The following is a 12,833-nucleotide window of genomic DNA, read 5'->3' on the forward strand; positions in this document are numbered from 1 at the left end:
AAGGATGGAGGTACAGCTATGATTTACTGGCAATTATTTCTCGCCTTTTTCCGCATCGGAATCTTCGGGTTTGGGGGAGGACCTACGATGGTTCCTCTCTTTTACACCGAATGCGTGAAAAAGTACAAATGGGTGACAGATGAGGACTTTTCCGACAATCTGGCGCTCGGCAACGCTCTTCCAGGACCAATTGCGACCAAGCTGGCCGCATTTATCGGCTATCGGGTAAAAGGCTGGAAGGGTGCATTGGTGGCAAACATCGCAGTAGTGATGCCAATCGTGCTTGTGATGATCGGTTTGCTGCAAGTCATTTATCAATGGAAGGATGCGCCGGGTGTATACGGCATGATCCAGGCAATCGGTCCCGTAATCGCAGTCATGACAGGCGTCCTTACATGGGAATTCCTTTCAAAGGGTTGGAAGGGAGCGTCCAGCAAAGCAGGTGTGAGCCTTTCACTCGCCCTCTCACTCGTAGCGTTGCTCTTCCTTGATTGGCATCCGGGCATCGTAGTAGGGATTGCGCTGGCGGTTTCATTTGCCTACTCTACTTGGTCTGTCCGCAAGCGCAAGGACAAGGACGGCAAGGAGGGAGTAGCATGATTTACCTGCAATTATTTTGGGCCTTTTTCATCTCCAACATTTTGGGGTACGGGGGAGGACCACCGAGCATCCCGTTGATCCAAAATGAAGTGGTTGACCATTACCAGTGGATGACTGTACAGGAATTCGGAGAAGTGCTGGCGGTAGGAAATGCGCTGCCCAGCCCAATTGCGACCAAGCTCGCTGGGTACATTGGCTATCAGGTAGCGGGTGTACCGGGTGCAGTAGTCGCGTTATTGGCAACGGTTGCTCCAACAGCGATCGCGATGGTCTTACTGATGGGTTTTATTAACTTATTCCGCAGTGCTCCACAGGTAAAAGCGATGACCCAATCGGTACGTCCGGTCGTTACTGTCTTGCTCGGAACGATGACGTATCAATTCCTGATGGGCGCAGTCGAGGGAATCGGCTGGATGCAAACAGGGATTTTGACAGTGGCATCCTACCTTCTGCTCGAAACATGGAAGGTCCATCCCGCTTTTGTCATTTTGGGAGCGATGGCTTACGGGTTTGTTTTCATCGGCTAGGAAAGTTTACGTAAGCTGGTAGGAAGAAAAAGCACAGGGCTCGTAGACCTTGACAACGCCTACCCAGTCGGAACTTCAAAAAGGGGAGCAAGGTTGTCGAACACCTCCTCCCTGAGAAACTTCCGCCCGTAGGGTGGCTTTGGCTCGACGGTCCCCTTTTTGAAGTGGAGATGGACAGTAATTCCCCCCTGCTGGCGTGTCAGAGTCGAAGAGAACTGTGCTTTTTCTTCTCCTCCACTATGTTGACTCAAACCAAAAGGACCTTCATTGGTTTTCATATTGGCTAACAAAGAACTACTTAAGGAGGCATAAATCATGGTTAACTATGACGCAATGGAATACCCATACGCATCAAAGCGTGTGACGACTTTTGCCAAGAACGGTATGGTAGCGACTTCGCAGCCACTGGCGGCACAAGCAGGTCTCGATATATTGAAAAAGGGTGGAAATGCGGTGGATGCGGCGATTGCAACGGCTGCGTGCCTGACTGTAGTCGAACCGACCTCGAACGGCATCGGGGGAGACGCCTTTGCCCTCGTGTGGATCAAAGACGAGCTGCATGGACTGAATGCAAGCGGACCTGCTCCACAAGGAATCTCCATCGAGACATTAAAAGCAAAAGGTCTGGAAGAAATGCCGACCTATGGCTGGACACCTGTCACTGTGCCTGGGGCGCCTGCTGCGTGGGCCGCCTTGTCCAAGCGTTTCGGACGTCTTCCGCTGACGGAGGTTTTGCAGCCAGCGATTGATTATGCGGAGAATGGCTATCCGGTATCGCCAACATTGGCGCATTATTGGAATGCTGCACACAAAAAGTTTTCCCAGCAATGCAAAGGGGAAGAGTTCGCGCATTGGTTTTCCACCTTTACGCCAGATGGCAAGGTGCCAAAAGCGGGCGACATCTGGAAGTCGCCAGGTCATGCTGAGACGCTGCGTCAAATCGCGGAAACAAATGCAGAGAGCTTCTATCGCGGTGAGCTGGCAGATAAGATCGACGCATTCTCCCGGGAGTGCGACGGCTACTTGCGTAAAGAAGACTTGGCTGCCTATGAGCCGGAATGGGTGAAGCCGGTCAGTGTCAACTACCGCGGCTATGATGTGTGGGAGATCCCGCCGAATGGGCAAGGGATGATCGGTCTGATGGCGTTGAACATTTTGAAGGGCTTTGATTTTGACGCAAAAGACACGACGGAAACGTATCACAAGCAAATCGAAGCGATGAAGCTAGCATTTGTTGATGGATTGAAATACATCACTGAAGAGAGCAAAATGAAAGTTTCCAAGGAAGCATTGTTGTCAGAGGAATACGCTGCTACTCGCCGTGCACTGATTGGTCATGAAGCCTTGACGCCAGAGCCGGGTCAGCCGAAAATGAGCGGCACGGTCTATTTGGCCACTGCTGACGGTGAGGGCAACATGGTTTCCTTTATCCAAAGCAATTACATGGGCTTTGGTTCCGGGGTAGTTGTGCCGGGGACAGGGATCGCCATGCAAAACCGCGGTCATAACTTCTCGCTGGACCCAACTCATGACAATTGCTTGGAGCCAGGCAAAAGAACGTTCCACACCATTATCCCGGGCTTCTTGACGAAGGATGGAAAAGCAGTAGGGCCATTCGGCGTAATGGGAGGCTTCATGCAGCCACAAGGACACGTACAGGTGGTCATGAACACCATCGACTTCCACCTCAATCCGCAAGCTTCGCTCGATGCGCCGCGCTGGCAGTGGATGGAAGGCAAAACGGTGGAGCTGGAGCGTCATTTCCCGGAGCATTTGGCACAAGCCTTGGAGCGCAGGGGCCATACCATCAAGTGGGCGCAGCTCGGCAATTATTTCGGGCGTGGTCAAATCATTTGGCGTGATGAAAATGGTGTGCTGAGCGGTGGGACTGATATGCGCGCAGACAGCAGCATTGCTGCTTGGTAGGGAAATAGGAGAATAAAAGAGGAAAAAAGAGCCGAAGCGATGCTGCGGCTCTTTTTCATACTTGTAAAGGGATTTCCGATGAATCCGACTGTTAGATTCGAGGTAAGAAACTATTTTTTCTAAAAACACAGTATTTACAACTTGTAGAAATATTCATACAATTGGTATAAATTCCAGTAAAAGGAAAAAGAGGTGTGAGTCATGAAGAGAAAATTTACTAGTTTAGGTATTGCAACGCTCTTATTGATTGTTCCTATTCAGTCTGCACTTGCTGATTACTGGCAGGGAGGAAAAACATGGGGAGGGACTACGGTATATGAGTTTGATTCCTCCGTATACAACTACTCCTATGACTACGAGAAAGTTTATAACCAAGCCATTCGTAATTGGGAAGGCATATCATCAAAGGTTAGCTTTGTTTCACGGTCACATGAGAATTCAGATAAATACTATGTAGGAGAAACGAGTGTTCAAGGGTTGTTAGGAAGGATGGACCCGTATAATGGTACTCGGATGGGAAGTATTAATAGTAATTGGAGCTCTACCAAAGTTCATATATTTCACAACAATATGGACGCGTTTAATATGAGCGAAGCTGAAAGAATTTCGAATGCTACACACGAAATTGGACACAGTCTGAAATTGGCACATCCTGTTGGCAACGTAACTTCTGTTATGAAACAAGGGATACAAAGTAGAGGACCAAGCTCTTATGATAAGACAGAATTAAAGAATAAATGGGGGCAATAGAGAAGTGAAATAATAAAAAGTCAAAGGAGAGGTTTTAGGATGAATCTGAAAATGAATCGATTGTATATGAAAATAGCAATTGGAATCATGTTGACTGCCATCGTTTTTGTGTGCGCAGCTTTCAGCACCTTTTCCCAAAAGAATGAGCCAATGGAAACAATCTCTTTAGAAGCACTTTATATGACATATGAAAGTGCCGAGGAGTTGGATGAAGCAGACTTAATTCTGATAGGAACCCCAACCACTGACTTTTCAGATCGAGAACATAAGACCAGTTATTATGAAGATGGTAGTTTGCAAGACTTTTATACGTTAACAGAGATTGAGATAGATAAAATTATTAAATCTCCGAATGACTTTGATTTAGCAGAATCTGAAACACTTTCCATAATAGAACCTGTTGGTATGATTGAGTTAGATGGAACGAAAAAAATCACGATTGATGAATATAAAGAAATGGAACAAGGTGAGAAGTACATTATTTTCTTGAATGAAAATGGGCATGGACAGTACAGTGTAATTAACAATGATTTAGGAAAATTTAATTTAGATTCAAAATCAACAAAAAGTGAAAAATCACTGAGCAAAAATTCAGGGATTACGTTAAAAGAAGATGTTCTAGAAAAATATAGTGAGTTCATTGAATAGTTTGAAACAGGTAGGGAAGAGAGAAACGAATAGAAAAGTGAGTAGAGCCGAAGCAGATGCTTCGGTCTTTTTTTGTTTCCCAGTAATGGAATGGACGATAGGTGTGTGATTCTTAATGCCTATTACTTCTTATGGCTATTCTGTTCTGTTCAGAAACTGTTTAGATGTTCCTAGTAAAATGTAGAAAATGGTCAGATCATGTCGTTTTTGAGTATAGGAAATACTTTTTGATAGTTCGAAAGTCGTGGTATAAAAGATAGGAGAAAACAATTTGGATGAATAGCATTTTAATTGTTGATGATACAGCGTTTACGAGACTCGTGCTGCGTAACATGTTTGAGAAATTAGGTATTGAGGTAGTTGCAGAAGCTGATTCAGGGGAGGAGGCTGTTAGAAATTATTGTTTGTATCGACCGACACTCGTCATGATGGATATTACCATGCCGGGCATGAACGGTTTGGCTGCTTCCCGAAAAATTATGGAGCTGGATAAGGATGCGAAGATCATTATTTGCTCCGCAGTTGCACGACGCGACACTGTCATCAAAGCGATCCAGGCAGGTGCACGTGATTTTATCGCAAAGCCCTTACAGTTCGAGAGGATTGAATGGGCTGTTCAACATTTGTTGGAAACAGATACTAGGTGAAACAAAATAGCAGTGGTGTTAGTATGAAATTTTGATCACAGAAAGTTGTGGGCTCATTGTCGAGTGAAGGCGGAGTTATCTCTACCTTTTTAACGGATGGATTATAATAGGAAGTGCGACACCTTTCGCTAGGTTCGTCGAAAATGGGATGAATCGAGCGAGATAGAAACTTATGTTAAAAAGGCGTGAGCATGTTGAAAGATTTTCGCTTTCCCATGATAGCAGTCTCCCTACTTGTCCTCATCTTGAGTGGATGCTTTTTTCAGGGGGTGCCGTCTGCCATGAAAACGGAACAAAATACCAGTAGCTCCGAATACGTCAGGCTTTTGCCGGGCGAGCTCTTTATCAAGGAGCATTTGACGAATGACGATCAGACCTTGAAAACGAATATGAAACCTGCTACATCTAATGACCCGAATGTTGCAAAAGGGACAGAGACCTTATCGGAATCGCTTGGTCTGTGGATGCTGTACGCAGTGGAAAAAGGGGATCAAGCCCTCTTCGCTCAGAATGTAGAGGTCATGAAAGCCTACGATTATCAGAATGGATGGATTGCTTGGAAAGCGGGTGGAGGGAATGAGACCCCAGTCGCGACCAATGCATTGGTGGATGACCTGAGGATCGCAGAAGCTCTTTACATGGCAGGGGAAAAATGGGGAGACGAGAGCTATATCCAATTGGCCAATGAAGTTGGACAAAGCATCGTGGAGAACCAGAGTCGAGAGGGACTGCTGGTCGATTTTTACGATCGCCATTATAAGGTAGCAAGTGATAACCTGACACTCTCCTATTTGAATGCTTCAGCCGTTCAATTGATGGAGAAGCATCAACAGGTGAGCAAAGAATTGAATAATCAAGTACATTCCTTTCTGAACGCGTTGCCGACCCAAAACGGGTTTTTCCCATTTTCTTATCAGTTAGGCAGCAAGGAGTATGTCTATCATCAGGAAGTGAATCTGATCGACCAGTTGTACATCGGCTACCATCGCGCACAAGTAGGTATATCATCGCCAGAGTTGTGGGCGTTTCTCAAAGATGAGTTTGCGCGTAATGGCCTATTGTATGGCAGATACGATGCCGGTACCAAGAAACCGCTGGTATCGTACGAGTCTCCAGCTGTGTACAGCTTGGCGATCCTGACAGCGAGCGAGCTTAAGGATTACACGTTTGCCCGTGATTTATATGAACGGATGGTTCGTCAGCAGATTCGACGTCCAGAAAGTGAGTTCTATGGCGGTTACGTGGACATGAGTCAGATGGACACGCATTCGTTTGACAATCTGCTTCCACTGCTCGCAGAAAGGAGGCTGTTCAATGAGGGAACGCTTCAGTAAAAACGGTAAATTTATCAGTTATCAAGTGTTGTTTTTGCTTTTCATCATTCTGCTCGCCCTGTTTGCGGTGGGTATGTCTGCTCTGCCGTTGATCCCAACCTTACTGTTGGGCTGGACAGTGGTCATTAGTCTGACGGGTATCATTTTTGGGCTGTTGGCTAGCCTGGGGCTCGCCCTGATCAGCTTATTCGCCTTTGGCAGTTTGTTAATTTGGGGCATGTTTGCTGGCTGGACGATTTCCTTTTCCTTCTCTGACATCGTCATCTGGATGGGACTCTTTCTCGGCGCTGCTGTTCTGACCGGCTTGATCCATCGCTTGGTGAGGCAGACAGTGGCCGAGCATCAGGAGATGGTTGGGAAGTTTGACGAGCTGGTGACGATCGACGAAGTGACGGGTTTTTCAAATGAGAAGCGACTGCTCTTTGATTTGGAAGAAGAATGTAGCCGCTCTCGCCGGACAGGCATCCCTTTTTCGCTGATGCTCATTGAAGTCCTGTATCTGGATTCCTTCCATCGCTTGTACGGCCCAAAAGAGGGAGATTATCTGCTCAGCTCGCTCTCAACCATATTACGCAACAACACGCGACTAACAGACCGCAAGTTTCGTCTCGACCGCGGGGAGCAGGGCTCAGGAACCTTCGCTGTTATTTTGAGCAACAGCCATGAAGAAGGGGCGGAAGTAGTCGTCAAAAAGATCGAAAGGCTCCTATCCGTACACAATTTGGAAAATGACAAAAAGCAGGTCACACTGACGATCGGGTTTGGAATCAGTCATTACGCGGAAGATGTGAGTGACCATTTGGAGATGGTGCAACGTGCCAAACAAGAGCTGGAACAATACATTCAATAATCGCTGCCGCATAGTCGTTTCTTTGCTTGCCGTGCTCTTGCTGCTGGCTGGAACAGGGGGCAAGCTGTACGCTGTGGAGCGGGCGGGACAAGAGCCAGAGGTACTGGTCGTCTACTCGACCCAAGACGGAGCCTTGACGGATGAAGTGCGCATGCTTGATCTGGTGATGGGACATTACAGCTCAAAGCTCACCTATGTGGCGGACGAGGTATTGACCGAGCGAGATTTGGACGGAGTCACACACCTCGTCTATTACGGTAGCATCTCAAAGGATTTGAGTAGTTCTTCGAGGCAAATCATGCAACGCTTTCAGGGCACCTGGCTTGCGCTTGGCAAAAACGTAGAGCAGTTGGGAGCGCGGTTTTCCTTTTTCCAGGTGAACGGACAGGTGGATATCCAGAAGGTATCAAAGCCTCAGGGTGTTGACCAAGTCCTGCTAAATGACAACTATCTGGTGGGGCATATCTCGCTATCTCAAGGCGATGTTTTGCTTGAGGGCTGGAAGGGGATGTATACATACCCGCTGTTGGTTCAGAACGGAAAGACAGCGTATTTTGCCAGCTCCAATTTCACTTCGCCCTTCTCCCTCTTTGTGTCAGAAGCACTACACGAGGTTTTCAAGCAGCCGCATGACGCGGGGCGTTACGCATTGATTCGTTTGGAGGACGTACATCCTCATTCCGATCCGAAGCTGGTCTGGGAGGCGGGGAGTTATTTAGCAGACAAGGGGATTCCTTTCGTCATTGCGCTTATCCCGGTGTACGAAAACTCCGAGACGCACGAGATGGTCCATCTGAAGGATCGCCCAGAGATGCTCAAGGTGCTGCGGGAGTTGCAAAAAAGAGGAGCAAGCATCGTACTGCACGGATACATGCACCACTATCGCAATTCGGAAACAGGGGAAGGGTCGGAGTTTTGGGACATCGAAAACAACTCGCCAGTCTCCAAAGCTCCGGACGACGAGACTCCTTTGAAGAAAAGGCATGCGTTTTCGTCTCAGGCCGAGTATGAGACTTATCAGCAGTCGCTGAAAGAATACGAGGAGCAATATATACAGACACGCATGGAGACAGGAATCAAGGAACTGACTGAGCTGGGTCTGGCTCCCGTTGCTTTTGAGGCCCCGCACTACACGATGAGCCAAAAAGGGTACGAGGTCATGGCTCGCTACTTTCCTTATGTCCTTGGCCAGCTTCAGTTTAATGACAGGGACTGGGTACACATGGGAGCGCCTCCTTTTGTATCGAAGCCGGCCTTTTTGCACGGAATGACCCTCCTGCCGGAAACAGTCGGTTATTATGATCCCTCCTCTTCTACTCCGATGCAGGATATCAAGGACAAATACAGAGAGGTCAGCTTTGTACGAGATGGCATGGTCAGCATGTTTTTTCATCCCTATTTAGGAATAAAACCTTTAAAAGAAATGATTGCCTACGTGGAGACTTTGCCTGATGTGAAGTGGATAGACGTCCGCGGGATGAGCGGACAGGAAATCAGTCTGGATAGCGGTCAGGAAGCTAGTGAGGCACCTATCCTCGCCGAGTCTTTAGAAGAGCAGAGTTCAACGTTGAAGGCTTCGGATATTTACCAAAATCTTCAGGATTTCCTGCGTGAAAATGGGTGGGTACAGCTCGTACTATGGGGCATTGCCGTACTCGTGTCTGTCATGGTCATGCTGTTTATGTTGTATACGTGGCGCAATCGGGCTAACCTGCGCAAACAACTATTTATGGAGCGTGATCTCGATGGCTAATGCTTTATTTTATCTCTCCCTGTCTGTCATCTGGATTATGCTGCTGTACCATATGTTCTTGATGCAGGGTGGGTATTTTCACTACCTGCGATATAGACGACCCATTCCAGAGTGGGAAAAAAAACAGCATCCGCTGCCAAAGGTAAGCGTTCTGATCCCCGCTCACAATGAGGAAGTCGTCATCGAACGGACCATTAAGGCGATGCTGAGGTTGGATTATCCGAAAGACAAACTGGAGATTGTCGTCATCAATGACAATTCCCGTGATCGCACGGGGGAAATCGCCGATGAATACGCCAGCAAATACCCGTACGTGAAGGTGGTCCACACCAAGCCTCCTCATGCCGGAAAAGGAAAATCGGGTGCGCTCAACCAAGGCTTGGCTCATTCCACAGGAGAAGTCATCGTGGTCTATGACGCTGATAATACACCAGAGCGCAAAGCCGTCTATTACCTTGTTCTGGCGCTGTTAAACGATCCAAAGGCAGGGGCTGTTGTCGGCAAATTCAGGGTGGTGAACGCCGCTACGAATTTACTTACACGTTTTATCAACATCGAGACGATCTGCTTTCAATGGATGGCGCAGGCAGGACGATTTTTCTGGTTCCGGGTGACGACGATTCCGGGGACCAACTTCGCCATTCGCCGCAGCTTGGTTGAGGAACTGGGTGGCTGGGATGAAAAAGCTCTCGCGGAAGACACCGAGCTGACGATCCGTGTCTACAATGAGGGCTACTATATTCGTTTCTTCCCGGCGGCGATCACCTGGGAGCAGGAGCCTGAAAGCTGGAAGGTATGGTGGAAGCAGAGGACGCGATGGGCGCGAGGGAATCAGTACGTTGTGCTGAAGTTCATGTGGAGAATCTTCTCTTTGCGAAAGAAAAGCATCATGTTTGATTTGATCTACTTCTTTTTCACTTATTTCCTGTTCTTTATGGGTGTGATCGTATCGGATGTACTGTTTGTGACGAATATGTTCGTCGATTTGCATTTGCAGGTAGGCATTGTTGCCATGATTCTCTGGATTTTGGCTTACTTCCTGTACGTCACTGAAGTAATGATCGCACTTAGTATTGAGCGGACTGAATTGAATGTAAAAAACTTCTTGATAGTATTGTTGATGTATTTTACGTACTCGCAGCTCTGGATCGTCCTGGTCGTCTACGCTCTGTACCTGGAGTTCAAGAGGGTTGTATTTCGACAGGAGCTTAAATGGTATAAGACAGAGCGTTTCGCGGCAGATAAGAAGTCCGCACCGCCAGCAGAAAGACAGGTGTAAAACATGAAGAGAAACAATTGGAAACCGGCGTTTGCGCTATTGACCGTAACCGCTCTCCTTTTTGGGCAAGGAGTGGGTACGCTCTACGCTCAAGGCACGACAACACCGACACAAGCCGGGGCAACTGCGCCATCGGGACCGGCGATGCGCCCACCTGTGTTTACCTTTTCAAACCTAGCCAAGCAAGCAAAAACGACTTACGCATCCAATGGAATTGACAAGACACCAGGAACTGTTTTGCGTTTTACGAGTGAACCGGTCACATTGGATGGGGTAAACGAGTCTTTTGATTACTTCTACAGTGTTCCGCGTGCAACCATCGGAAGCAACAACTATCTGGAAATCTCATTTAGTCATTCCGAGCTGCTGAACGGCACACGTTCTACTTTGACGGTAAGTGTCGATGACAAGCCGTTGAAAAGCGTGTTTTTAACCAAGGAGACTGCCCAGCAAGGGAAAATCAGAGTACCGCTGGGAGCGGACGAGACGGCAATCGGCTTCCACAAAATTACCATCACCAAGCATAGCCTGCTCACCGACAACATTTGCGACGATCAGAACGATCCTGCGAACTGGGTAAAAATCGATAAAAGCTCCTTTGCTTTTCTGGATACGCAGGCCGTAACCTCGTCTGCCGATCTGTTGAGGGAGTACCCGGTACCGTTCGTAGAGCCGGGCAATTCGACTGAAGTGTTTACCAAGATCGTCGTTCCTGATGCCGCAGATCAAGATGTGGTGGCAGCCGCGTTGAAGGTAGCCACATCCTTGTCTGCCCAGACAGCTACGAAACGCCCGATCCCGATCATGACAGAGAGCGAGTGGAAAGCAAAGGGAGAATTGGGACACATCATCGCGATCGGCAATCCGGAAGGCTGGACTGGCCCGCTTAAAACACTGGTTGCTGAACAGGGGATTGCGACCAGGGAACAAAAGCTGGGGCTCGATTACTATCAGATGAGAGTGAATCAATCTGCTGAAGCCAAGCTCTTGCTCTTGGTGTCGAGAGGCAAGGAGACAAACTTTGCCGAGACGATTCATCTACTGACAGATAAGGAAATGAACAAGCAGTTGGCAGGGAATCAACTGACTGTCAAGCAGGTTCCCAGCGTACAGGCAGCAGAGCAAAGTCCGATTTCTCTTTCTTTGGCTTCAGGCGGATATTCGCATGTTATGCTTGAGCACGGAAACAGCCGTACCGAGCAGGTGAGCTTGAAAATTCCGTCTCATTGGAAGATTACCGGGGACGTCACGCTAGATTTGAAACTGAAGATTTCCCCATTGCTTATGCAGAAGTACGAAGGGGAAGATAAGCCACAGCACCAGTTGACGGTAACGGTAAATGGCGTACCTTATACGGTCATGCTCCAGCAGTTGAAAGCAGTGGACGATAACGATAACTACCATGTGAGTATTCCCATTCCACAGTCTGTCATCAAAGAGGCGAATCATGCTCTGACAGTCTCTTTCTCGGCTTCGATGAACCAGAAGGGTGATGTGTGCGCGCCTGAGAACAACATGGGACGCTGGGTGTTTGTGGATAAGGAAAGTAGCTTGAACGTGCCGCACGAGGTACCTGCACAGCGTAGCTTCCGGTACTGGCCCGCTCCGTTTGTGCAGGATGCAGGTTTGAAGGACACCGCCTTCCTGCTGCCGGAAAAATGGACAGGGTCCTATTTGTCCCAGTTTTCAATGCTAATGAATAATATGCTGTCTGAGGTAAGCAATCAGAAGGGAAGCTCCTTCGTCATTTTCCAGGAGCCTCTGAACGAGAAAGCCTTGCAAGAGATCGCCTCGTACAATGTGATTGCGATGGGGGATATTGAGCAATACCCGAGCTTGCAGAAGGTTCAGGGACAGCTTTTGATCAATGAGGCCAAACAGTTGAACCAATACCACGTAATCAACGAGACGAGCCGTTATGTGGCCTGGGTCCAGCCCTCGATCTGGAATCAGGAGCGGACGTTGAGTGTTTTCCAATCTGGAGACGAGAGTAAGGCTAGTCAGGGAACCTTCCTTCATGCTGATCTACTTGAGTATCTGAAGAATTCCAACGAAGATGGGCAAATTGTTGTGATGAGCAAATCAAACGAGGTTTTCTCTATTCAGCTCGAAGACCATGAAGAGAAACAGACAAAAGGCATAAATGAGGTAGTAGGCAATATCCCGCTCTGGTTAATCGGAGTGATTTTGGCGGTATTTTTGATTGTACTAGTGATCTTTATTCGCTTGTTGAAAAAAGAGAAAGAGAAGGTTCGGCGAAAAAAATAGTGTAAAAACATGAAGAAGAACAGGGATAAGTTGCCGTATAGGTAACTGTCCCTGTTCTTTTTTATGATTGTCTTTTGTTCAGAAATTGTTGAGATGACCCTAGTAGAATAGGAAAAGCTACATGCTAGGGGTCTTTGTGCCTATGTAAAATAAAAGTTACAGGACAGTAACTTTGGTTGGTAGTGAAAGTAGGTATATATTACTATAATAAAATGATCCGAAAGATACAGATGGTTGGGATGGGAGATAAC

At 47.6% G+C, this 12,833-nt stretch carries 11 protein-coding genes; all 11 read left to right on the top strand.

Annotated elements, in window-relative coordinates:
- The first annotated feature begins 18 nt into the window (after positions 1-18).
- The 11 genes from ACFVS2_RS29180 (at position 19) to ACFVS2_RS29230 (ending at position 12,582) form a co-directional block, all read left to right on the top strand.
- Entirely contained in the window at positions 19-600 is a 582-nt protein-coding gene (locus ACFVS2_RS29180) for a chromate transporter (protein WP_048030999.1), read from the top strand.
- Positions 597-1,127 (top strand): chromate transporter, encoded by a 531-nt coding sequence (locus ACFVS2_RS29185; protein WP_017249659.1) that lies wholly within the window; start codon positions 597-599, stop codon positions 1,125-1,127. Before ACFVS2_RS29180 ends, ACFVS2_RS29185 begins: the two co-directional genes overlap by 4 nt.
- Positions 1,128-1,442: 315 nt before the next feature.
- Positions 1,443-3,053 carry a gamma-glutamyltransferase gene (gene ggt / locus ACFVS2_RS29190; protein ID WP_390239814.1) on the top strand — a complete coding sequence of 537 codons (1,611 nt, stop codon included), beginning with the start codon at positions 1,443-1,445 and terminating at the stop codon, positions 3,051-3,053.
- A 201-nt stretch (positions 3,054-3,254) separates the two neighbouring features.
- Positions 3,255-3,803 (top strand): hypothetical protein, encoded by a 549-nt coding sequence (locus ACFVS2_RS29195; protein WP_173618401.1) that lies wholly within the window; start codon positions 3,255-3,257, stop codon positions 3,801-3,803.
- 39 nt (positions 3,804-3,842) lie between these two features.
- Positions 3,843-4,451: a hypothetical protein gene (locus tag ACFVS2_RS29200; protein ID WP_173618400.1), complete on the top strand. Its 609-nt coding sequence runs from the start codon at positions 3,843-3,845 to the stop codon at positions 4,449-4,451.
- A gap of 275 nt (positions 4,452-4,726) precedes the next feature.
- Positions 4,727-5,098, top strand: a complete 372-nt coding sequence (locus ACFVS2_RS29205) for a response regulator (protein WP_173618399.1) — start codon at positions 4,727-4,729, stop codon at positions 5,096-5,098.
- Positions 5,099-5,379: 281 nt separating this feature from the next.
- A complete protein-coding gene (locus tag ACFVS2_RS29210) occupies positions 5,380-6,432 on the top strand; it encodes a glycosyl hydrolase family 8 (protein WP_390239817.1) in 1,053 nt (350 codons plus the stop codon).
- A complete protein-coding gene (locus ACFVS2_RS29215) occupies positions 6,413-7,282 on the top strand; it encodes a GGDEF domain-containing protein (RefSeq protein WP_390239819.1) in 870 nt (289 codons plus the stop codon). Before ACFVS2_RS29210 ends, ACFVS2_RS29215 begins: the two co-directional genes overlap by 20 nt.
- Positions 7,248-9,035, top strand: coding sequence for a DUF2334 domain-containing protein (locus tag ACFVS2_RS29220; protein WP_390239821.1), 1,788 nt, complete (start codon positions 7,248-7,250; stop codon positions 9,033-9,035). The genes ACFVS2_RS29215 and ACFVS2_RS29220 overlap by 35 nt, the downstream gene beginning before the upstream one ends.
- Entirely contained in the window at positions 9,028-10,314 is a 1,287-nt protein-coding gene (locus ACFVS2_RS29225) for a glycosyltransferase family 2 protein (RefSeq protein WP_390239823.1), read from the top strand. The genes ACFVS2_RS29220 and ACFVS2_RS29225 overlap by 8 nt, the downstream gene beginning before the upstream one ends.
- Positions 10,315-10,317: 3 nt before the next feature.
- Complete coding sequence (locus tag ACFVS2_RS29230; RefSeq protein ID WP_390239825.1) at positions 10,318-12,582, top strand: cellulose biosynthesis cyclic di-GMP-binding regulatory protein BcsB; 2,265 nt, start codon at positions 10,318-10,320, stop codon at positions 12,580-12,582.
- The last annotated feature ends 251 nt before the right edge of the window (positions 12,583-12,833 follow it).

It is taken from the genome of Brevibacillus sp. NPDC058079 (assembly GCF_042885155.1).
GTDB lineage: Bacteria > Bacillota > Bacilli > Brevibacillales > Brevibacillaceae > Brevibacillus.